This is a genomic window from Aurantimonas sp. A2-1-M11 (genome assembly GCF_036549475.1).
Classification (GTDB): Bacteria; Pseudomonadota; Alphaproteobacteria; order Rhizobiales; family Rhizobiaceae; genus Aurantimonas.
Genome location: NZ_JAZHLI010000002.1, coordinates 111,738 through 133,019 on the forward strand (window position 1 = coordinate 111,738; position 21,282 = coordinate 133,019).

Here is a 21,282-nt window from a genome sequence, read left to right on the forward strand (position 1 = left end):
AATGGACGCTCATTCGATCGACAAGAAGAATCTGCCCAGCCGGCACGTGACCGAGGGGCCGTCGCGCGCGCCACACCGCTCGTATCTCTATGCCATGGGGCTGACCAAGGAAGAGATCCACCAGCCGCTGGTCGGCGTCGCCTCCTGCTGGAACGAGGCTGCGCCGTGCAACATCTCGCTGATGCGCCAGGCCCAGGTCGTCAAGAAGGGCGTCACGGCTGCCCGCGGCACGCCACGCGAATTCTGCACCATCACCGTCACCGACGGGATCGCCATGGGGCACCAGGGCATGAAGGCGTCGCTGGTGTCGCGCGACCTGATCGCCGATTCGGTCGAACTGACCATGCGCGGCCATGCCTATGACGCCCTGGTCGGCCTGGCCGGTTGCGACAAGTCGCTGCCGGGCATGATGATGGCGATGGTCCGGCTGAACGTGCCGTCGGTCTTCATCTATGGCGGCTCCATCCTGCCGGGCAATTTCCGTGGCCAGCAGGTTACCGTCCAGGACATCTTCGAGGCGGTGGGCAAGCATTCGGTCGGCGAGATGAACGATGCCGATCTCGACGAGATCGAGCAGGTCGCCTGTCCGTCCGCGGGCTCCTGCGGCGCGCAGTTCACCGCCAACACCATGGCGACGGTCGCAGAGGCGATCGGCCTGGCGCTGCCCTATTCCTGCGGCGCACCGGCGCCCTACGAGATACGCGACAAGTTCTGCTACGCCTCGGGCGAGATCGTGATGGAACTGCTGGCCCGCAATATCCGGCCGCGCGACATCGTCACCCGCAAGGCACTGGAGAACGCTGCCGCCGTCGTTGCGGCGACCGGCGGCTCGACCAATGGCGCCCTGCATCTGCCGGCGATCGCCCATGAATGCGGCATCGAGTTCGACCTGTTCGACGTCGCGGAAATCTTCCGCAAGACGCCCTACATCGCCAACCTCAAGCCGGGCGGCAAATACGTCGCCAAGGACATGTTCGAGGCCGGCGGCATCCCGATGCTGATGAAGACCATGCTGGAGCATGGCTATCTGCACGGCGACTGCATGACGGTCACCGGCCGCACCATTGCCGAGAACATGGCCAAGGTCAGCTGGAACGGCGACCAGGACGTGATCCGGCCTGCCAACGATCCGATCACACCCACCGGCGGCGTCGTCGGCCTGAAGGGCAATCTCGCGCAGGACGGCGCCATCGTGAAGGTGGCCGGCATGAAGAACCTGCGCTTCTCGGGCCCGGCCCGCTGCTTCGACTCCGAGGAGGAGTGCTACGAAGCCGTGTCGAAGCGCCAGTACGAGGAGGGCGAGGTTCTCGTCATCCGCTACGAGGGCCCGCGGGGCGGACCTGGCATGCGCGAGATGCTGTCGACCACGGCGGCGCTCTACGGCCAGGGCATGGGCGACAAGGTCGCGCTGATCACCGATGGTCGCTTCTCCGGCGCGACCCGCGGCTTCTGCATCGGCCATGTCGGTCCGGAGGCGGCGCTCGGCGGTCCGATCGGCCTTCTGCGCGATGGCGACATCATCACCATCGATGCCGTCGAAGGGACACTGGACGTCGCGCTGTCGGATGACGACATGAAGAAGCGGGCCGAAGACTGGCGGCCGCGCGAGACCGACTACCAGTCCGGTGCGATCTGGAAATACGCCCAGCAGGTCGGCACGGCGCGCCTCGGCGCGGTGACACATCCGGGCGGCGCGGCGGAAAAGCACTGTTATGCGGACCTCTAGTTCGTTCTTCTCGGCATCACTTCTGGCGCTGACGCTGCTTGGCAGCGTCGGCGGGCCCGCCCTTGCGCTCGACCCGGCGGCCAAGGTCAATCCCGAAGCCGGGCCGCTGGAACTCTTCTCTTTCGGCTTCAAGGCCTATCAGCGCGGCGAGAAGGTGGAGGCCTTCGAGGCGTTGCGCTACGCCGCCGACAAGGGGCATCCGGGCGCTCGCTGGAAGCTCGGCCGCATGTATGCCGAAGGCGACGGCGTGCCTGAGAACGACTACGAGGCCTTCAAGATATTCGAGCAGATCGTCCGCGATCAGAGCGACGACGAAGGCAATTTCACCAACGCCGCCTACGTCTCCAGCGCCGTCGTCGCGCTGGCCGACTATCTGCGGACCGGCATCTCCGACAGCCCGGTGGCCGTCGACCTGCAGCGCGCGCGTCAGTTCTACTTCCACGCCGCGTCCTATTTCGGCGACGCCAAGGCGCAGTTCGAGCTGGGCCGCATGACGCTGAACGGGGAGGGCGGCAAGGCCAATCCCCGCCAGGCGGCACGCTGGCTCAACCTCGCCGCGGAAAAGGGCAATATCGGCGCGGCGGCGCTGCTCGGTTACCTGCTTTTCGACGGCGAGCGCATCTCGCTGCCGGCTCAGCCCGTGCGCGGCCTCGGCATGCTGACCATGGCACTGAAACAGGCTTCGCCGCGCGACGAGATCTGGATCCGCCCGCTGCAGGAAGAGGTGTTTGCCATGGCCTCGGAGAACGACCGGCGCACCGCGCTCGCCTACGCCGAGCAGCAGATGGCCTCGGCCACCGGCGTGGCCAACTCCAAGAACTGAGGCCTCTCGCCCCTTGGCGGGCGCCCTGGCAAGTGTCGATGGATCGCTGTTCGGCTCGCCCGCTCAGGCGGCCAGCTCGACCAGCACCGGCACGTGGTCCGAGGGCTTCTCCCAGCCGCGCACATGCCGGTCGATCCCGGCCGACACCATCTGGACCTGCGCCTCGGGCGACAGCAGCAGATGGTCGATGCGGATGCCGTTGTTCTTCTGCCAGGCGCCGGCCTGGTAGTCCCAGAAGCTGTAGGTGCCGCCCGCGTCCGTCGTGGCGCGGATCACGTCGATCAGGCCCAGATTCAGGAGCCGGCGATAGGCCGCGCGGGTTTCGGGCTGGAACAGGGCGTCGCCGAGCCAGTTGTCCGGCCGCGCTGCGTCGATGCGCTCGGGAATGACGTTGTAGTCGCCGGCCAGCACCAGCAGCTCCTCGCGGCTCATGCTGTCGCGCGCATGGTCGAGGAGCCGCTGCATCCATGCGAGCTTGTAAGGGAATTTCTCCGTGCCGAGCGGATTGCCGTTGGGCAGGTACAGGGACGCGACCCGCAAGGGGCGTCCGTGGAAATCCCACACCCCTTCGATGAAGCGGGCATGCTCGTCGCTGCTGTCGCCCGGCAGCCGGGGCTCCACCGAGACCGGCTTGGCCTTCGACAGGAGCGCGACGCCGTTGAAGCCCTTCTGCCCGTGCGTCTCGACGTGGTAGCCGAGCGCCTCGATGGCCTCGCGGGGAAAGGTCTCGTCGACGTTCTTGATCTCCTGCAGGCAGGCGATATCGGGCGAGCGCTCCTGGAGCCATGCGAGAAGGCCGTCGAGGCGCGCCTTGACGCCGTTGATGTTCCAGGTGGCGATCAGCACGCGGGTCAGACCGAGAAGGAGGTGCCGCAGCCGCAGGACGCGACGGCATTGGGATTGCGGATCTGGAAGGACTGGCCCATCAGGTCGTCGACATAATCGAGCACCGAGCCTTCCATGTAGATGATGGAGACCGGGTCGATGACGACCCGCGCGCCGTCGCGCTCGAGGATGATGTCATCCTCCTCGCGTCCGCTGGTCAGGTCGTATTTGTAGGAAAAGCCGGAGCAGCCGCCGCCTTCGACGGAGATGCGCAGCGAATCGGCGTCGGCGTTCTTCGCCAGGATCGCGGCGATCCGCCGGGCTGCGGCTTCGGAAACGGTCACGGTGTGATCTGTGGTGTCGCTCATCTGGCCGTTCGGCGCGTCGTCGAGGCGCACCGCTCCTTGTTCGAGGGCTGACACTTAAGTATGGACGCCGGGTTGGCCGGTCAATCGGAACGGATCGTTTCGCGATGGATGAAACCCAGGGAGCACGCGACACGGCCTTCGCGCGGATCGGCATGGGCGGGATTTCGCGCGCGCCCTATGCGGTGCAGCCGGAGGACACGCGCGGCCGCCTCTACCCCGAACCGGCCAGCCGCACGCGCACCCCGTTCCAGCGGGACCGCGACCGGATCGTCCATTCCACCGCCTTTCGCCGGCTGAAGCACAAGACCCAGGTGTTCGTCGCGGACGAGGGCGACCATTTCCGCACCCGGCTGACCCACACGATCGAGGTTTCGCAGATCGCCCGCGCCTTTGCCCGGGCGCTGCGCCTCGACGAGGACCTGACCGAGGCGATCGCTCTCGTCCACGATTTCGGGCACACGCCCTTCGGTCATGCCGGCGAGCGGGCGCTCGACCGGCGCATGGCGGCCTACGGCGGCTTCGACCACAACGCCCAGTCGCTGCGGATCGTCACCACGCTCGAACATCGCTACGCCGAATTCGACGGACTGAATCTGGCCTGGGAGACGCTGGAGGGGCTGGTCAAGCACAATGGACCGCTGATCGGGCCGCGGGCCGAGCACGGCACGCTGCTGCCCAGGCCCATCGCCGATTTCGACGCGCTGTTCCCGCTCGACCTCGACGGCTTCGCCAGCCTGGAGGCCCAGGCGGCGGCGATCTCCGACGACATCGCCTACAATACCCACGATCTGGACGATGGACTGCGCGCCGGGTTAATCGACGTGGAGGATTTGCGCGAGCTGCGGCTGGCGGGCGCGATCCTGGAGGAGGTGGAGGCGGCCTATCCCGGCCTCGACCGCACCCGCACCGGCCACGAGATCCTGCGCCGTCACATCACCCGCATGGTCGAGGACGTGATCGGCACGGCGCTCGCCGGCATTGCCGAGATCAATCCGGCGAGCGCCGCCGATATCCGCATGGCGGACCGGCCGATCGTCCTGTTTTCGCCGGCGATGCGCGAGGCGGTCGACGAGACGCGGCGCTTCCTGTTCGAGCGGGTCTATCGCAACGAGAGCATCATGCAGGTGATGCGCACCGCCGAGGGGATCGTCGACGCGCTGTTCAACCGGCTGATCGCGCGCCCGGACCTGATGCCGGGCGACTGGAGCCGCGACGCCGACGGGCTGCAGCCCGAGAAGCTTGCGCGGCGCGTGGCGGATTACCTCTCCGGCATGACCGACACATTCGCCATGGCCGAGCATCGCCGCCTGTTTGACGTCACCCCGCAATTGCGCTAGCCGGCTTTCCTTCTTCAAGGCACGCAGCATGCGTGACGCCCGGCCGTCAGAGCGTCCGGGGCGCGCCGCCACGGCGGCCGCCGGAACCAGTCGAGGTCCAGGATGAACATCTTCGCCGATTTCGAATCGCGCGTGAAGGCCGCCGTGGAAGCCGTTCTTTCCGATGGCGAAACGGGCGTTCCGGATCTGGCGCGCGTCACCGTCGAGCCGCCACGGGATGCCGCCCATGGCGATCTGGCCACCAATGCGGCGATGGTGCTGGCCAAGCCGCTGGGCATGAAGCCGCGAGACCTGGCGACGCGCATCGCGGCGCATCTTGCCCGCGACCCTGACGTGGAAACCGCCGAGGTCGCGGGACCGGGCTTCATCAATCTCAGGCTCCGACAGCCCTTCTGGATCGCGCATCTGGCGGACATTCTTGCCGCTGGCGGCGATTTCGGCCGCGCGCCGGCCACCGGACGGCGGGTGAACGTCGAATATGTCTCGGCGAACCCGACCGGGCCCATGCATGTCGGTCATTGCCGCGGAGCCGTGGTGGGCGATGCGGTCGCCAGCATCATGGCCTTCGGCGGTGACGCGGTGACCACCGAATACTACATCAACGATGCGGGCGAGCAGGTAAACGTCCTGGCCCGCTCGGCCTTCCTGCGCTACCGCGAGGCGCTGGGCGAGACCATCGCCGAGATCCCGCCGGGCCTGTATCCCGGCGAATATCTGAAGCCCGTCGGCGCGGCGCTGAAGGCCGAGTTCGGCGACCGGCTCCTGGCGATGGACGAGGCGGAGTGGCTGCCGCTGGTGCGCGAGCGCGCGATCGACGCGATGATGGGAATGATCCGCGCGGATCTGAAGCTCCTCGGCATCGAGCAGGACGTGTTCTTCTCCGAACGCAGCCTGCATGCCGACAATGGCGGCAAGATCGCCGCGGCGATCGCCGACCTGCGCGCGCGCGGCTACGTCTACCAGGGCTCGCTGCCGCCGCCCAAGGGCCAGGCGCCGGAGGATTGGGAGGATCGCGAGCAGACGCTGCTGCGCTCGGCCGACGTCGGCGACGACCAGGACCGGCCGCTGGTGAAGTCCGACGGCCGCTACACCTATTTCGCCGCCGACGTCGCCTATTTCCGCGACAAGTTCGAGCGTGGCTTCGAGGAGATGGTCTACGTCCTGGGCGCCGACCATGGCGGCTACGTCAAGCGGCTGGAGGCGGTGGCCAAGGCCGTGTCCGGCGGCACGGCGAGGGCGGAGGTGCTGCTCTGCCAGCTCGTGAAGCTCTACCGGAACGGCGAGCCGGTCACGATGTCCAAGCGCTCGGGCAATTTCGTCACGCTGGCGGACGTCGTCGAGGAAGTGGGCCGCGATCCGGTCCGCTTCATGATGCTGTTCCGCAAGAGCGACGCGCCGCTCGACTTCGACTTCCAGAAAGTGACCGAGCAGTCGAAGGACAATCCGGTCTTCTACGTGCAGTATGCCCATGCGCGTGCCGCGGCGGTCTTCCGCCAGGCGGTGGAGGCTGGTCTGACGCTGCCGGAATTTGCGGGAATGGACGCGGAGGCCCTGAACTGCCTGACCGACGAGGGCGAGATCGGCCTGATTCGCAAGCTCGCGGAGTTCCCGCGGCTGATCAAGTCGGCCGCCGATGCCAAGGAGCCGCATCGGCTGGCCTTCTATCTCTACGATCTCGCATCCTCGTTCCACGCCCAGTACAACCGTGGCAAGGACCTGCCGGAATTACGGTTTGTTAACGCTGATGAGAGCAATATCACCTTTGCCCGACTGGCCCTGCTGAAGGCCGTGGCGCTGGTCCTGGCAACCGGACTCGGCCTGATCGGGGTCGACGCTCCGGAAGAAATGCGCTGACCGATCACGCTTTGGTCAAGTTCGTCCCCTAGCGCTCGATCAGGGGCCGGACGCCTCCGGAGCATGGAAACAGGCGGGGGTGTGGATGTCGACGGGGGACATGAAGGGTGCTGGTTCGAAGGCGGACCAGCTGACGACGACGCCTGACGACGATCCGTTCGCGGATCTGGCGCGGCTGATCGACGAGCCTTGGGGCAGTGGGCTGGCGGTTCGCGCCGAGCGCGACCCTGTTGCCGCTCCGATCGGCGAATCGACCGTCTTCGACGAAGAGGCGCTCGCCGGCGTTCTCGACGAGGAATTCCACCGCAGCTTCGAGATGCATGACGACGTCGCCACGCCGGCGACCCCTGCGGATCCATTGCCCCGCGAGGCCGATACCGCCGCCAATTCCTACGCGAATTGGCTGGCACCGCGCTCTGCATCCGCGGCGACCGCCACATCCACCGCATCGGCGCGCACACCGGCATCACCTACTGCGGCCGAGGCGCCTCTCGACGACGCGATCGACAACGAGCTCGAAGTGGCGCTGCGCGGGCTGTCGGCCCCGGCCAATCCCCGTGGCACGCCGCTGCATCAGAGCGAGGCCTTCGTCCCGGCACGCATCGAGCCACTGCCGGTTCCGCAGCCCAGGACCAAGCCACTCGACGATTTCGACGAACTCATCGCCAGCGAACTCGCTGCGATGACAACGGCGCCGCAGGTCCAGCGCGTCAACGAAGCGTGGGACGGCGCCGATTCGCGTCCGGCCGCGGCCGCACCACAGTATCATCATGCCGGGCTTGCCCAGGACGACAGCCAGGCGTTCGGCGTCGAGCCCGTCGGCCATCAGTCCGGCGAGCGCCGTCGCGGCGCAGCGCATCGAGCCACCGCCGGCATGCTGGCGGCCGGGCAGGGACGGTACTCGCCCCGCTCGTTCGGCTTTGGCGCCAGCGTGCTGGTCATCGCGCTTCTGGGCGGAGCCGGTGCCTATTACGTCTTCGGCAACGGCGGGGTCGCCGGCTCCGACGAAGTGCTGATCGTGCGCGCCGATACCGAACCGGTGAAGGTCGCGCCGAAGGATCCGGGCGGCCGCGCCGTGCCGAACCAGAACAAGGCCGTCTACGAACGCGTCCAGAGCGCGGACGTCGACGTCAAGCCATCCCAGACGACGCTCCTGTCGGCGGCCGAAGAGCCGCTGGAATTGCCCTCGCAGCAGGCGCCCAACGATCTGCCTGGCGTCGATCTCAGCCCGATCGGCACGGCACGGGCCGCGGCGAACGGTGCCGGCGAGGAATCCGTGCGCGTCGCCGACGCCTCGGCTGCCGCCGAGCCGATCGCCGTCCTGACGCCGCGCCGGGTGCGCACGCTGACCGTCCGGCCGGACGGAACGCTGGTCACCGAGGAGACCGTCCCCGAGACTTCCATGGCGGATCTGCGCGGCGAAAATCCCGCCATGATCCCCGCGGTCTCCCGGCCGGTCGATCTGGCGGCCGGCACAGCCGACACGGCGGCCGCCGATGCTGCGGCCGAAACGGCCGCGGCCGGGCAGCCCGCGCCGGGCATGCCGGTTCCCGCACTCAAGCCTGTTCGCGCAACACCGGAACCGGTTCGCACTGCAGCGCTGGCGACCGCGCAGCCCGAGCCGCAGGCGCCTCCGGCCGCCGTCGCGCCCGAGCCAGCCATCGCGCCCGAACCGTCCGTCGATCCCGTGACCGAGACGGCGAGCATCGCGCCTCCTCCACCCCCGGCCCAGGCAGCGCCCGCGGCACCCGCTGCCGGCGGCTACTACGTCCAGATCTCCTCGCAGCCCAGCGAGGCGGCGGCGCAGGAATCGTCGCAGGCCCTCGGTCAGCGTTATGCGAGCGTGATCGGTGGACGGAACCTCGTCATCCAGTCGGCCGACATCCCGGGCAAGGGCACCTATTACCGGGTGCGCGTCGCAGCGGGATCCAAGGACGAGGCGGCGAGCCTGTGTTCACAGCTGAAATCAGCCGGCGGCAGCTGCTTCGTGGCGCGCTGAGCGCCGCGGGTTTCGCCAGCGTCGCATCGATGAGCCGGTCCTCCAGCGGACCGGCTCCTTTTCCCCATCACGCAGGCCAACGTCCCGGTTCCGACGCGGGACCATCCGTGCCTGCACAGGAGACCCGAATGAGCGGATCGAAGGCGTGGATTGCCGCGCCGGCCGGGCTACGCCTGACCGCCGACGAAATCGCCTTCTTTGCCGATGAGCGTCCCTGGGGCTTCATCGTCTTCGGCCGCAACATCTCAGACGCGTCGCAACTCACTGACCTGACTGCGCAATTGCGCGAAGTCGGTGGCCGCGCCTCGACCCCGATCTTCATCGACCAGGAAGGCGGGCGGATCAACCGCCTCAAGCCGCCCATGGCGCCGGCCTATCCGACGCCGGCCGATCTCGGGCGCCTGCATGCCATCGACCCGGAGGCCGGTGCGCGCGCGGCCTGGCTGCAAGGGCGACTGCTGGCCGCCGACGTCATGGTCTACGGCATCAATGCCGACTGCGTGCCGTGCCTGGACGTGCCGGTGCCAAGGGCCGATTCGGTGATCGGCGACCGGGCCTATGGCCGCGATGCCGAAACCGTTGCGATTCTCGGCCGGGCCGTGGCCGACGGGTTCATGGCGGGTGGCGGACTGCCAGTGATGAAGCACGTGCCCGGCCATGGCCGCGGCAATGCCGACAGCCATTACCGCCTGCCGGTGGTCACGACCGGCCGCGCCGAACTGTCGCGGACCGACTTCGCGCCCTTCAAGGCGCTGAACAGCCTGCCGGCGGCAATGACCGCGCATATCCTCTACACCGACATCGATGCCGAGCGACCCGCGACCCTGTCACCGGTGGTGATCGACGACGTCATCCGGGGCGAGATCGGCTTCGACGGCCTCCTGATGAGTGACGACATCTCGATGAAGGCGCTGCAGGGCGATCTCGGCGATCTCGGCCGCGCGTGTCTCGGTGCCGGCTGCGACGTCGTGCTCCACTGCAATGGCGACATGGCCGAGATGCGTCAGGTCGCCGGCGCCGCGCAGCCGCTGGCTGGCGAGGCCCTGCGCCGCGCGGCTGCCGCGGAAGCCTGTATCGCACCGGTCGTGCCTGCCGACGAGGTCGCGCTGCGCGGCGAATACGGCGCACTGTTGGCCCGCGTCGTCTGAAGCGGTTGCCGTCGCAGCGGCAAAGGGTTAGCCAGAGCGCAGAAGGTGTGGCGCCTGCGCCCGCCGACCAGACTGACGGGCTGTCCCACGTGCATAACCGGACCCGCGACGCCGTCGCGCCATCTCGACACTCCTCGGCCAGGACCAGCGCCGGCGTCAGCTTCGCTGCACGGCTGGCTTTCGAGAACGTGTCCCATGCGGTCGGCCATACGCAGATCCTGAGCGACATCAATCTCGCCGCCGAGCCCGGCGAAATCCTGTGCCTCCTTGGCCCCTCGGGCTCCGGCAAGACCACGCTGCTGCGGATCGCCGCAGGTATCGAGCGGCAGACCGCCGGGCGTCTGATCCTCAACGGGCGCGAGATCGCGGGCGAGGGCACATTCGTGCCGCCCGAGAAGCGCGGCATCGGCCTGATGTTCCAGGACTTCGCGCTGTTTCCGCACATGACCATCGCCGAGAATGTCCGCTTCGGCCTGACCGCGCTGTCGGGCGACGCGGCCAAGAAGGAAGCGATGGCGGCGCTGGAGCGGGTCGGCCTGAGCGACGCGGCCGGGCTTTATCCGCACACCTTGTCGGGCGGCGAGCAGCAGCGCGTGGCGCTGGCGCGCGCCATGACGCCGCGCCCGACGGTGCTGTTGATGGACGAGCCGTTCTCGGGCCTCGACAGCCGGCTGAAGGACGTGGTGCGCACCGATACGCTGCAGATCCTGCGCGAGAGCCGGGCGACGGCGATCATCGTCACCCACGACGCGGAGGAGGCAATGCGGATGGGCGACCGGATCGCGCTGTTGCGCGACGGCCGCCTCGTCCAGCTCGGCACGGCCGCCGAACTCTACAGCCGGCCGGCGAGCCTGTTCGCCGCAGGGTTCTTTTCCGAGCTGAACGTGATCGATGGATCGGTGCGGGGCGGCCGGGTCGTCACGTCGCTCGGTCCCGTCGCGGATTCCCTTCTGCCGGACGGCACGGCGGTGACAGTGGCCCTGCGCCTGACGGGGCTGAGGCTCCAGGAACGCACCGAAGGCGTGTTCGGCCGCATCGTCGCGCGGCGCTTTCTCGGCAGCGTGGACCTGATGACCGTGGCCATCGAAGGGCTCGATTATCCGCTGCGCTCGCGCATGCGGGCAGGAATCGTCGAGCCGGGACGGAAGGACGTCGTTGTTTCCGTTGATCCGCAAGACGTTATCGTGTTTGAAAAGTCGGCGGACGATCGCTAGCTTGGGTATGGGCGAACGCCTCACGCGTTCCAGGGAGAATTTATAATGGGTAGCTTCAGCATCTGGCATTGGCTCATCGTCCTTGCGGTCGTGCTGCTGCTCTTCGGTCGCGGCAAGATTCCGGAACTGATGGGTGACGTGGCCAAGGGCATCAAGAGCTTCAAGAAGGGCATGTCCGAGGACGAGACCGAGACGGCAGCGCAGGAACGGCGCTCGCTGGACCACGCCGAAGGCGACGTGGTGGCCCGCGACGTCAAGCGGGAGAAGACGGTCAACTGATCGCCTGCATATGAGGTCATCGATGACGACGGTGCGCCGTCGTCATCAGGTCGGTTCGCTGTTTCCGAGACGCTGAAATGTTAGATATCGGCTGGTCCGAACTCATGGTCGTGGCGATCGTTCTGGTGATCGTCGTGGGGCCAAAGGATTTGCCGCGCATGCTGCGGACCTTCGGCCGCACCAGCAAGCAATTGCGTTCGATGGCCGGCGATTTCCGCCGGCAGTTCGACGACGCGCTGCGCGAGGCCGAACTTGACGAGGTCAAGAACACGGTCAGCAAGGTGCGCGATCTCGATCCCACCAAGGACGTTCGCGCGGCGATGAACCCGATGAAGGCGGTCGGGGACGAAATCCGCTCGTCCCTCAAGGCAGCGACGAAGGCGCCCGAACCGAAGGTTCCCAGTGCCTCGGGCGCCGCGGTAGCGGCCGCACCGGACAAGGTCGGAGTGACCCAGAGCCCCGCGACTGCCGAAGAGCCGGCCCCGAGTGCGGCGGCATCGGCCGGCAAACCCGCTGAAGCGAAAGAAAAGAAGAGCGAGGACGCGGCGTGAGTCGGAAGGACACCGAGATCGAGGCTTCCTCGGCTCCGCTGATCGAACATCTCATCGAGCTGCGGACACGGCTGATGTGGAGCATCGGCGGCTTTCTCCTCGCTTTCATCTTCTGCTTCTTCTTCGCCAAGCAGATCTTCAATTTCCTCGTCGTGCCGTACCAGACGGCGACGATGTGGGCCGGCGTGCACAACAAGCAGGTCGAGCTGATCTACACCGCGCCGCAGGAATTCTTCTTCACCCAGGTGAAGATCGCCGCCTTCGGTGGTTTCTTCCTGGCCTTCCCGCTGATTGCCACGCAGATCTACAAATTCGTCGCACCGGGCCTCTACCGCGAGGAAAAAGGCGCGTTCCTTCCCTTCCTGGTGGCCACGCCGCTGCTGTTCCTGCTCGGCGCTGCGCTGGTCTACTATTTCTTCACCCCGATGGTGATGTGGTTCTTCCTGTCGATGGAGCAGACGGGAACCGGTGGCCAGGCGGCGATCCAGCTCCTGCCACGCGTGTCGGAATACCTGTCGCTGATCATGACGCTGATCTTCGCCTTCGGCCTGGTGTTCCAGCTGCCGGTGGTGGCGACGCTTCTGGTGCGCGCCGGGATCACCTCCTCCGTGGGACTGGCGGAGAAGCGCAAATACGCCATCGTGCTGGCTTTCATCGCTGCGGCCATCCTGACGCCGCCCGATCCGCTGTCGCAGATCGGTCTTGCCCTGCCGACGATCCTTCTCTACGAGGTGTCGATCATTGCGGCACGGATGATCGAACGCAAGCGGGCCCAGCGGCAGCGCGAAAGCGAGGCGCAGGCCGAAAGCTGACGGCATGACCTCGATCCGCCGCTCGTCGGTCGGGAACGGGGAATCAATGCTCGACATCAAATGGATACGTGACAATCCGGACAAGCTGGATGCGGCCCTCGCACGGCGGGGCGCAGCGCCGCTGGCCGACCAGCTGCTGAAGCTCGACGAGGAACGCCGGGCCCATCTGACCCGGCTGCAGACGCTGCAGGGACGCCGCAACGAGGCGTCCAAGGCGATCGGCAAGGCCAAGGGCACTGGCGACGAGAGGGGCGCCGAGGCGCTGATCCGCGAGATCGGCGAAATCAAGGAAGCCATCCAGGACGGCGAGGAGACCGAGCGGCGCATCGACAAGTCGCTCGAGGACACGCTCGCCCGAATTCCCAACGTGCCCCTCGACGACGTGCCGGACGGTGCGGACGAGGCGGACAATGTCGAGATCCGCCGGCACGGCGAGGCGCCGACTTTTGGGTTCGAGGCGAAGGAGCATTACGAGCTCGGCGAGGCGCTCGGCCTGATGGATTTCGAGCAGGCCGCCAAGATCTCCGGTTCGCGCTTTACCATCCTGAAGGGCCAGCTTGCCCGGCTGGAGCGGGCACTCGGCCAGTTCATGCTCGACCTGCACACCGGCGAACACGGCTATCAGGAGACGGCGGCCCCGCTGCTGGTCCGCGACGAGGCGCTGTTCGGCACCGGCCAGCTGCCGAAGTTCAGCGAGGATCTGTTCCATACCAATGAGGGTCGCTGGCTGATCCCCACCGCCGAGGTGCCGCTGACCAATCTCGTGCGCGAGCAGGTGCTGAACGGAGCCGAACTGCCGCTGCGCTTCACGGCGCTGACGCCGTGTTTCCGCTCGGAAGCCGGCTCGGCCGGGCGCGACACGCGCGGCATGCTGCGCCAGCACCAGTTCTACAAGGTCGAACTCGTCTCGGTGACCGACGAGGACTCGTCGATCACCGAGCATGAGCGGATGACGGCGGCCGCCGAAGAGGTGCTGAAGCGTCTCGGCCTGTCCTACCGGGTCGTCACCCTGTGTGCCGGCGACATGGGCTTCGGCGCGCGCAAGACCTACGACATCGAGGTGTGGCTGCCGGGGCAGGGCGCCTTCCGCGAGATTTCGAGCTGCTCGGTCTGCGGCGACTTCCAGTCGCGCCGCATGGGCACGCGCTATCGCACCGAGGGCGAGAAGGCCGCGCGCTACGTTCACACGCTGAACGGCTCCGGCGTCGCCGTCGGCCGGGCGCTGATCGCGGTGATGGAAAACTACCAAAACGAAGACGGCTCGATCACCGTGCCGCAGGTCCTGCAGCCCTATATGGGCGGGATCGAACGGATCGAGAGGGCTGCCTGATGCGTCTGCTGCTGACCAATGACGACGGCATCCATGCCGAAGGGCTGGCGGTGCTGGAGCGGATCGCGCGGACCCTGACCGACGATGTCTGGGTGGTGGCGCCCGAAACCGACCAGAGCGGGCTGTCGCATTCGCTGACGCTGTCGTCGCCGCTCCGCCTGCGCAAGATCGACGAGCGCCGCTACGCCCTGTCCGGCACGCCGACCGACTGCGTCATCATGGCGGTCAAGCAGCTGATGGATTCGCCGCCGGACCTCGTCCTGTCGGGGGTCAATGCCGGGCAGAACATCTGCGACGACGTCACCTATTCGGGCACCGTCGCTGGCGCCATGGAAGGCACGATGCTGGGGCTGCGCTCGATCGCCCTCAGCCAGGCGTTTCGTCCCGGCGGCCACCGCGAGGCGCTATGGAAGACAGCCGAGACCCACGCGCCGGCCTTGATCGAGCAGCTGGCCGGCTTCGCCATTCCGCCGGGCCACCTGATCAACGTCAACTTCCCGGCGGTCCCTGCCGACGAGGTGCAGGGCATCGAAGTCACGCGGCAGGGCAAGCTCGACTATTCGCTGGGCATGGAAGAGCGCCACGACGGGCGGGGCTTTCCGTATTTCTGGCTGACGTTCGGACGCCAGGCCGGCGCTGAAGTCGAACAATCCGACGTCTCGGCCCTGTCGGCCGGGCGGATCTCGGTGACGCCGCTGCAGCTCGACTTGACCGCCCATGCGCTGCGGGACGAGCTGCGCACGCTGCTCAGCTGATGGCGACGGACGTCCAAAGCGCGACACGCGACCGGGAAGACCTGGCGGCGTTCCTGCTGGCGCTTCGGTCCGAACGGATCACCGATCCCCGTCTGCTGGAGGCGGTGGAATCGGTGCCGCGGCGGCTGTTCCTGCCCGAAGGCGTCGTCAACGCCTATGAGAACCGCTCGGCGCCCATCGCCTGCGGCGAGACCATGCACGGGGCGCTGGCCTCGGTGCGGCTGGTGGCGGCGCTGGAGGTGCAGCCCTCGCATCGTGTCCTGGAGATCGGCACCGGCAGCGGCTACGTCACGGCGCTGCTGGCGCGCCTGGGCGCCCATGTCAGTTCCTTCGATCGCTATCGCGGGCTCGTCGACGCGGCGGGCCGACGCCTCCGCGACATCGGGATCACGAACATCTCGCTGTTCTTCGAGGACGGGCGCGACGGCTTTGCCGGCGGGGCGCCATTCGACCGGGTGATCGTGCATGCGGCCTTCGCCTCGGTGCCGCGGCAGTTCCTGGACCAGCTCGGCGCGCATGCCACGATGATCTGTGCCATCGGGCCCGGTGACGGCGCGCAGGAACTGCTGCGCCTGCGCAAGGTGGGCAGCCGGTTCGAGCGCGAGCCGCTCGGCACGGTGCGCTACCAGCCGCTGGCCTTCGGCAAGGCGGACGTTCTCTAGCGCCGGCGACACAACCGGCCGCCATGCCGACGTCCAGATTACCAAGAAATGTCGTTTTTACCCCGCCACTTAACCGTGCAGTAAGATTAACGCGCTTCTATGGGTCCAAGAGTAAACTGCGTACTCAAGGGACGGCGATGCGTATCAATGTGCTGAAATCCGTGCGGCTCAGGATGGTGCGCTCCGTCGCGATGGTGGGATTGGCCGGCCTCGCGGCGGGTTGCAGCTCCGATGTGGTGCGGTTCGACGACGGTTTCTACACCGGCGCGGTGCCTCAGGCACCCGTCAGCAACCAGATGGCGGCCACCCAGCCCTATCCGGGGGATGTCGATGCCATGAACACGGGCAGTGTCGCCCGCGGACCGGGTGCCGGCTATCCCGCCCAGAATCCGGGTTCGTATCAGACCGCGGCGAACACCTATCCGCAGGGCGGCGTCGGTACGTCGGGCGCTGTCCAGACCAGCCAGCTGCCACCCCCGCCGCCGCCGAACTACACGACAGCATCCCAGCCTGCGGCCTCGGCCGCCCCCGTCTCGTCCCTGCCGGCCAGCCGCGGCGCGCCGCCGTCGACGCTTGGCGAGCAGGCGGCCCGCGTGGCGTCCCCGCAGGGCCGTCCGATGCAGTCGCCCCAGGCCGCACCGACCCGTACCGCGGCGGCCAGCGGCAGCGTCACGGTGGAAAGTGGCGATTCGCTGCTCGGCATCTCGCGCCGCACCGGTGTCTCGGTGGCCGAGATCAAGCGAGCCAACGGCCTGAGCGACGACAAGATCCGCATCGGCCAGACGCTGACGCTGCCGGGCGGTGCCTCGGCACCGGCGAAGGTCGCGAGCGCCGAGCCGAATTCGACACCCGAGCCGCAGCACCCGGCCGCGCCGCAGACGGCCCAGGCCGACAGCGGCACGCCGAATTCCTATTCGCCGCCGCGGACCGCCGAGAAGTCGGGGCGCCCTTCGGCAGCCGAGACGCCCAAAGCGGCCGATCCCGCGACGACGGTGAGTGCCGAGGTCGAAACCGAGGTTGCGGCGGTCGCGCCGAACTCGACCGGCATCAGCCAGTTGCGCTGGCCGGTCCAGGGCCGCGTCGTCAACCGCTTCGGCGAGAAGGTCGGCTCGCGCCGCAATGACGGCCTGAACCTGTCCGTGCCGCGCGGCACGCCGATCAAGGCCGCCGAGAACGGCGTCGTGATCTATGCCGGCGACGGGCTGAAGGAATTCGGCAACACGGTCCTCGTCAAGCACGACAACGGCCTCGTCACCGTCTACGGCCATGCCGACTCGATCGACGTCGCTCGCGGCGCCAAGGTGAAGCGTGGCCAGCAGATCGCCAAGTCCGGCATGTCGGGCGATACCGACGTGCCGCTGCTCCACTTCGAGGTACGCAAGGATTCGGCCCCGGTCGATCCGACCAAGTACCTCCAGTAGACGCCGACCTCCAGGCGTGACCGGCCCGGCCCTGCGGACAGCAGCAGGGTCGGGCCTTTTCGCGTCGGGCCCGTGGAATCAGGCGCCGGCAGCTGGCGTCAGCGTGCGCCCGAGGCGGCCGGCGAGATCCTGGACGAACTGGAACGCGACGCGGCCGGAGCGGCTGCCGCGGGTGGTCGCCCATTCCAGCGCCTCGTGCCGGACCTGGTCGCGATCGACGTCGAGATCGTAGGCCGCCAGATAGCCGTCGATCATCGCCAGGTAATCGTCCTGGCTGCAGCGGTGGAAGCCGAGCCACAGGCCGAAGCGGTCGGACAGCGAGACCTTCTCCTCGACCGCCTCGCCGGGGTTGATCGCCGTCGAGCGCTCGTTCTCGATCATGTCGCGCGGCAGGAGATGGCGGCGATTGGAGGTCGCGTAGAACAGGACATTGGTCGGCCGGCCCTCGACGCCGCCTTCCAGCGCCGCCTTCAGCGACTTGTAGGCCGAATCGCCCATGTCGAAGGACAGATCATCGCAGAACAGCAGGAACGGGTAGGGCGCGGCCCGCACGATGCCCATGAGCCGTGGCAGGTGGTCGATGTCCTCGCGGTGGATCTCGATCAGCTTGACCGGCGCGGCACCGGGTGCGAGCGCGGCATTGACGGCGCCGTGGGCTGCCTTGACCAGTGACGACTTGCCCATGCCGCGGGCGCCCCACAGGAGCGCATTGTTGGCCGGCAGGCCGCGGGCGAAGCGGTCGGTGTTCTCCACCAGGATGTCGCGCGAGCGTTCGATGCCCTTGAGAAGGTCGATGGGCACGCGGTTCACCGAAGGAACCGGGTTCAGCGCAGCCGGCGGTTCGAAGACGAAGCAGTCCGCCGCCGTAAAGTCAGGCGCCGGGGCAGGGGCAGGCGCCAGACGTTCCAGCGCCCCCGCGATCCGCTCCATCGTGTGCTTCAGGCTGGCGAGTTCTGCGGCATCCATGGCGGGTCTTTCGTCTTGCAGGCGGTCCGGACGTTCGGTCGGGCCCCACGCTTGTTGCATTCGGGGCGACCGATCGTATATTCCGCGCACATCGTAAAGGCCCTGGTGTCGGCGCTGATTGGCGCGAGGCATGATCGTGTGCCGATTTTCTGAGAGGTTCTTCCAATGTTCGTGTCCGAGGCTTTCGCCCAAACGGGTTCCGTTGCGGGGGGAAGCGATCTCCTGATCAGCGTGCTGCCGTTCGTGGCCGTGTTCGCGATCATGTATTTCCTGATCATCCGGCCGCAGCGCACCGCGATGAAGAAGCGCGAGGAAATGCTGAAGAACATCCGCCGCGGCGATACGGTCGTCACCGGCGGTGGCATCATCGGGAAGGTCACCAAGGTTCACGACAGCGGCGAACTGGAGGTCCAGATCTCCGAACAGACCCGCGTGCGCGTCATGCAGGGCACGATCGCTGACGTTCGCGTGAAGGGCGAGCCGACGGCCGCCAACACCAAATAGCCGTGTTGGCGCGGCAGACAGCGCCACTGGACGAAAATATCGTCGCTGCCCGCCCCGTCTGAGGGGTCGGGCGCGACGATGCAACGCTTGCACAACGGAGCGCCGAGGCCGGCGCAGCCGTCGACCCTGTCGGGACCCCCATGCTCTATTTCTCGCGCTGGAAGACGTTTCTGATCTGGCTGACGGTCGCCATCGGCGTTCTTTACGCCGTGCCGAACGTGCTGCCGCAGCAGGCTCTCGACAAGTTGCCGTCCTTCTTCCCAAAGGAGACAGTCACCCTGGGGCTCGACCTGCAGGGCGGCTCCTACATCCTGCTCGAAGTCGATTCCCCGTCGCTGGTCGGCGACCGCGTACAGACCCTGCGGGATGACGCGCGCCAGACGCTGCGGACCGAGCGCATCGGCTATGCCGGCCTGACGGACAGCGGCCGCACGGTGACCATCCGCCTGCGCGAGCCGGGCCAGGCCGAAGCTGCCCGCGAGGCGCTGTCGTCGATGACCGACCCGATCTCCAGCGGCGGCATGCTGGGCGGCGGCGCGGTGACGGAAGTGGCCATCACGGAGCCGGAGCCGGGTGTCCTGACCCTGTCGCTGACCGACGAGGGCGTCGCCTACCGCACCTCCGCGGCGGTGACCCAGTCGATCGAGGTGGTGCGCCGCCGCGTCGACGAACTCGGCACGACGGAGCCGGTGATCCAGCGCCAGGGCACCGACCGCATCATGGTCCAGGTGCCGGGCCTCGGCGACCCGCAGCGGCTGAAGTCGCTGCTCAACCAGACCGCCAAGCTCACCTTCCGCCTGGTCGACCAGACCGCCTCGGCAGAAGAGGTGGCGCGTGGCAGCCGTCCGCCCGCCGGCTCGGAGCTCCTCTATACCAACGACCCGACGCCTGCGCCGGTCCTGGTCCAGCGGCAGGTCATGGTCTCGGGCGAGAACCTGACCGATGCCCAGGCCGGCTTCGACAGCCAGACCAACGAGCCGGTCGTCAACATCCGGTTCGATACCCAGGGTGCCCAGCGCTTCGGTTCGGTCACCCAGCAGAACGTCGGACGGCCCTTCGCCATCGTCCTCGACGAGCAGGTCCTGTCGGCGCCCAACATCCGCGAGGCGATCCTGGGCGGCCAGGCGCAGATCAGCGGCAGTTTCAGCGTTCAGAGCGCCAACGATCTGGCGGTCCTGCTGCGGGCCGGCGCGCTGCCCGCGACGCTGAACATCATCGAGGAACGAACGGTCGGACCGGGCCTCGGTGCCGATTCGATCGCCGCCGGCGAGATGGCCGGCGTGATCGGCGCGCTTCTCGTGGTCGTCTTCATGCTGGCAGCCTACGGTTTCCTCGGCATCCTCGCCAATATCGCGCTGATCGCGAACCTGGTGCTGCTCTTTGCGATCCTCACCGTGATCGGCGCGACGCTGACGCTGCCCGGAATCGCCGGCATCGTGCTGACGCTCGGCATGGCCGTCGATTCCAACGTGCTGATCTACGAGCGCATCCGCGACGAGCGCCGGCAGGGCCGATCGGTGGTCCAGTCGATCGACAGCGGCTTCCAGAAGGCGCTGGCGACGATCCTCGACGCCAACATCACCACGCTGATCGCCGCGGTGGTCCTGTTCTTCCTGGGGTCGGGCCCGGTGCGCGGCTTTGCGGTCACGCTGGCGATCGGTATCATCACCACCGTCTTCACCGCCTTCACCCTGACGCGCTGGCTCGCGGCTGCCTGGGTGCGCCGCAGCCGGCCGAAGGAATTGCCGCGCGGCTTCATCCGGCTGGTGCCCGAAGTGACCCGGATCCCGTTCATGAAGGTCCGGATCCAGGCCTTCTTCCTGTCCATGTTCCTGTGCGTCGTGTCGATCGGCGGCCTGTTCGCCGTCGGCCTCAATCTCGGTATTGACTTCACCGGCGGTACGCTGATCGAGGTGCAGTCGAAAAACGGCAACGCCGATATCGGCGATATTCGTGAGCGGCTGAACGAGGTCGGGGTGGCCGATGCCCAGGTGCAGGAGTTCGGCACCACGACCGAAGCGCTGATCCGTATCGGCTCGCAGGGCGGCGACGCCTCGCAGGTTGCGGTGGTCGAATCGGCCCAGGAAGCCCTGGCGGCCGATTACGATTTCCGCCGGACGGAGGTCGTCGGACCCACCGTGTCGGGCGAACTGGCCTGGGCGGCGGTGATCGGCGTGCTCGCATCACTCGTCGCGATCTTGATCTATGTCTGGATCCGGTTCGAGTGGCAGTTCGCGCTGGGATCGATCATAGCGACCGTCAACGACGTGTTCCTGACGCTCGGATTCCTCGTCGTCACGCAATTGGAGTTCAGCCTCGCCAGCGTCGCGGCCATCCTGACCATCGTCGGCTATTCGCTGAACGACACGGTCGTCATCTACGACAAGGTCCGCGAGAATCTGCGGCGCTTCAAGAAGATGCCGATCGGCCAGCTTCTCGATCTGTCGGACAACGAGATGCTGTCGCGCACGATGATGACGTCGACAACCACGTTGCTGGCGCTGACAGCCCTGTTCATCTTCGGCGGCGAGGTGATCCGATCCTTCGTGGCCTCGATGCTGTTCGGCGTGGCGATCGGTACGTTCTCGTCGATCTTCGTCGCGGCGCCGGCGCTGATCTTCTTCAACCTCCGGGCCTCCGACTTTGCGGCCAAGAAGGAAGAGGAGGAGGCGGCGCGCGAGGGCGGATCTACGCCGCGCGAGGCCTGA

Annotated in this window: 19 protein-coding genes; 16 read left to right on the top strand and 3 right to left on the bottom strand. The window is 67.5% G+C overall.

Going from position 1 to position 21,282, the window contains the following annotated elements; genetic code table 11:
* The first annotated feature begins 1 nt into the window (after position 1).
* Complete coding sequence (gene ilvD, locus VQ042_RS01490; protein ID WP_331814684.1) at positions 2-1,726, top strand: dihydroxy-acid dehydratase; 1,725 nt, start codon at positions 2-4, stop codon at positions 1,724-1,726.
* Positions 1,713-2,549, top strand: coding sequence for a tetratricopeptide repeat protein (locus VQ042_RS01495; RefSeq protein WP_331814686.1), 837 nt, complete (start codon positions 1,713-1,715; stop codon positions 2,547-2,549). Before ilvD ends, VQ042_RS01495 begins: the two co-directional genes overlap by 14 nt.
* Positions 2,550-2,612: 63 nt before the next feature.
* Here the strand turns inward: VQ042_RS01495 and xth are convergent, their stop codons facing one another.
* Both xth and erpA read right to left on the bottom strand, forming a co-directional pair.
* Positions 2,613-3,395, bottom strand: a complete 783-nt coding sequence (gene xth / locus VQ042_RS01500) for an exodeoxyribonuclease III (RefSeq protein ID WP_331814688.1) — start codon at positions 3,393-3,395, stop codon at positions 2,613-2,615.
* A 5-nt stretch (positions 3,396-3,400) separates the two neighbouring features.
* Positions 3,401-3,742, bottom strand: a complete 342-nt coding sequence (gene erpA / locus VQ042_RS01505; RefSeq protein ID WP_331814690.1) for an iron-sulfur cluster insertion protein ErpA — start codon at positions 3,740-3,742, stop codon at positions 3,401-3,403.
* Between the two features lie 104 nt (positions 3,743-3,846).
* Between erpA and VQ042_RS01510 the strand changes: the two genes are divergently transcribed.
* The 12 genes from VQ042_RS01510 (at position 3,847) to VQ042_RS01565 (ending at position 17,104) form a co-directional block, all read left to right on the top strand.
* Positions 3,847-5,079, top strand: a complete 1,233-nt coding sequence (locus tag VQ042_RS01510; protein ID WP_442880002.1) for a deoxyguanosinetriphosphate triphosphohydrolase — start codon at positions 3,847-3,849, stop codon at positions 5,077-5,079.
* 102 nt (positions 5,080-5,181) lie between these two features.
* Positions 5,182-6,933, top strand: a complete 1,752-nt coding sequence (argS, locus tag VQ042_RS01515) for an arginine--tRNA ligase (RefSeq protein WP_331814692.1) — start codon at positions 5,182-5,184, stop codon at positions 6,931-6,933.
* A gap of 85 nt (positions 6,934-7,018) precedes the next feature.
* Positions 7,019-8,932 carry an SPOR domain-containing protein gene (locus VQ042_RS01520; protein ID WP_331814694.1) on the top strand — a complete coding sequence of 638 codons (1,914 nt, stop codon included), beginning with the start codon at positions 7,019-7,021 and terminating at the stop codon, positions 8,930-8,932.
* 128 nt (positions 8,933-9,060) lie between these two features.
* The gene (gene nagZ / locus VQ042_RS01525; RefSeq protein ID WP_331814696.1) at positions 9,061-10,080 is read left to right on the top strand and encodes a beta-N-acetylhexosaminidase; all 1,020 of its coding nucleotides are present in this window, start codon (positions 9,061-9,063) and stop codon (positions 10,078-10,080) included.
* 89 nt (positions 10,081-10,169) lie between these two features.
* Positions 10,170-11,294, top strand: a complete 1,125-nt coding sequence (locus VQ042_RS01530) for an ABC transporter ATP-binding protein (RefSeq protein WP_442880005.1) — start codon at positions 10,170-10,172, stop codon at positions 11,292-11,294.
* 45 nt (positions 11,295-11,339) lie between these two features.
* Complete coding sequence (locus VQ042_RS01535) at positions 11,340-11,573, top strand: twin-arginine translocase TatA/TatE family subunit (protein ID WP_331814698.1); 234 nt, start codon at positions 11,340-11,342, stop codon at positions 11,571-11,573.
* A 77-nt stretch (positions 11,574-11,650) separates the two neighbouring features.
* Complete coding sequence (tatB, locus tag VQ042_RS01540) at positions 11,651-12,124, top strand: Sec-independent protein translocase protein TatB (protein ID WP_331814700.1); 474 nt, start codon at positions 11,651-11,653, stop codon at positions 12,122-12,124.
* The gene (gene tatC / locus VQ042_RS01545) at positions 12,121-12,936 is read left to right on the top strand and encodes a twin-arginine translocase subunit TatC (RefSeq protein ID WP_331814702.1); all 816 of its coding nucleotides are present in this window, start codon (positions 12,121-12,123) and stop codon (positions 12,934-12,936) included. Before tatB ends, tatC begins: the two co-directional genes overlap by 4 nt.
* Positions 12,937-12,982: 46 nt before the next feature.
* The gene (gene serS, locus VQ042_RS01550; protein WP_331814704.1) at positions 12,983-14,266 is read left to right on the top strand and encodes a serine--tRNA ligase; all 1,284 of its coding nucleotides are present in this window, start codon (positions 12,983-12,985) and stop codon (positions 14,264-14,266) included.
* Positions 14,266-15,021 (top strand): 5'/3'-nucleotidase SurE, encoded by a 756-nt coding sequence (gene surE, locus VQ042_RS01555; RefSeq protein ID WP_331814706.1) that lies wholly within the window; start codon positions 14,266-14,268, stop codon positions 15,019-15,021. Before serS ends, surE begins: the two co-directional genes overlap by 1 nt.
* The gene (locus tag VQ042_RS01560) at positions 15,021-15,683 is read left to right on the top strand and encodes a protein-L-isoaspartate(D-aspartate) O-methyltransferase (protein ID WP_331814708.1); all 663 of its coding nucleotides are present in this window, start codon (positions 15,021-15,023) and stop codon (positions 15,681-15,683) included. Before surE ends, VQ042_RS01560 begins: the two co-directional genes overlap by 1 nt.
* Before the next feature lie 137 nt (positions 15,684-15,820).
* A complete protein-coding gene (locus VQ042_RS01565) occupies positions 15,821-17,104 on the top strand; it encodes a peptidoglycan DD-metalloendopeptidase family protein (RefSeq protein ID WP_331814710.1) in 1,284 nt (427 codons plus the stop codon).
* Between the two features lie 78 nt (positions 17,105-17,182).
* Here the strand turns inward: VQ042_RS01565 and VQ042_RS01570 are convergent, their stop codons facing one another.
* On the bottom strand, positions 17,183-18,070 hold the full coding sequence (locus tag VQ042_RS01570; RefSeq protein WP_331814712.1) for an ATP-binding protein: 888 nt from the start codon (positions 18,068-18,070) through the stop codon (positions 17,183-17,185).
* A 165-nt stretch (positions 18,071-18,235) separates the two neighbouring features.
* Between VQ042_RS01570 and yajC the strand changes: the two genes are divergently transcribed.
* Both yajC and secDF read left to right on the top strand, forming a co-directional pair.
* On the top strand, positions 18,236-18,574 hold the full coding sequence (yajC, locus tag VQ042_RS01575) for a preprotein translocase subunit YajC (protein WP_331814715.1): 339 nt from the start codon (positions 18,236-18,238) through the stop codon (positions 18,572-18,574).
* A 140-nt stretch (positions 18,575-18,714) separates the two neighbouring features.
* Positions 18,715-21,282, top strand: a complete 2,568-nt coding sequence (secDF, locus tag VQ042_RS01580) for a protein translocase subunit SecDF (RefSeq protein ID WP_331814717.1) — start codon at positions 18,715-18,717, stop codon at positions 21,280-21,282.

Coding starts and splice junctions, on each gene's coding strand:
- erpA (WP_331814690.1), bottom strand. CDS start 3,742: ATGAGCGACACCACAGATCACACCGTGACCGTTTCCGAAGCCGCAGCC.
- ilvD (WP_331814684.1), top strand. CDS start 2: ATGGACGCTCATTCGATCGACAAGAAGAATCTGCCCAGCCGGCACGTG.
- argS (WP_331814692.1), top strand. CDS start 5,182: ATGAACATCTTCGCCGATTTCGAATCGCGCGTGAAGGCCGCCGTGGAA.
- surE (WP_331814706.1), top strand. CDS start 14,266: ATGCGTCTGCTGCTGACCAATGACGACGGCATCCATGCCGAAGGGCTG.
- nagZ (WP_331814696.1), top strand. CDS start 9,061: ATGAGCGGATCGAAGGCGTGGATTGCCGCGCCGGCCGGGCTACGCCTG.
- secDF (WP_331814717.1), top strand. CDS start 18,715: ATGCTCTATTTCTCGCGCTGGAAGACGTTTCTGATCTGGCTGACGGTC.
- VQ042_RS01570 (WP_331814712.1), bottom strand. CDS start 18,070: ATGGATGCCGCAGAACTCGCCAGCCTGAAGCACACGATGGAGCGGATC.
- tatB (WP_331814700.1), top strand. CDS start 11,651: ATGTTAGATATCGGCTGGTCCGAACTCATGGTCGTGGCGATCGTTCTG.
- yajC (WP_331814715.1), top strand. CDS start 18,236: ATGTTCGTGTCCGAGGCTTTCGCCCAAACGGGTTCCGTTGCGGGGGGA.
- VQ042_RS01520 (WP_331814694.1), top strand. CDS start 7,019: ATGTCGACGGGGGACATGAAGGGTGCTGGTTCGAAGGCGGACCAGCTG.
- VQ042_RS01510 (WP_442880002.1), top strand. CDS start 3,847: ATGGATGAAACCCAGGGAGCACGCGACACGGCCTTCGCGCGGATCGGC.
- VQ042_RS01565 (WP_331814710.1), top strand. CDS start 15,821: ATGCGTATCAATGTGCTGAAATCCGTGCGGCTCAGGATGGTGCGCTCC.
- VQ042_RS01535 (WP_331814698.1), top strand. CDS start 11,340: ATGGGTAGCTTCAGCATCTGGCATTGGCTCATCGTCCTTGCGGTCGTG.
- VQ042_RS01560 (WP_331814708.1), top strand. CDS start 15,021: ATGGCGACGGACGTCCAAAGCGCGACACGCGACCGGGAAGACCTGGCG.
- serS (WP_331814704.1), top strand. CDS start 12,983: ATGCTCGACATCAAATGGATACGTGACAATCCGGACAAGCTGGATGCG.
- VQ042_RS01495 (WP_331814686.1), top strand. CDS start 1,713: ATGCGGACCTCTAGTTCGTTCTTCTCGGCATCACTTCTGGCGCTGACG.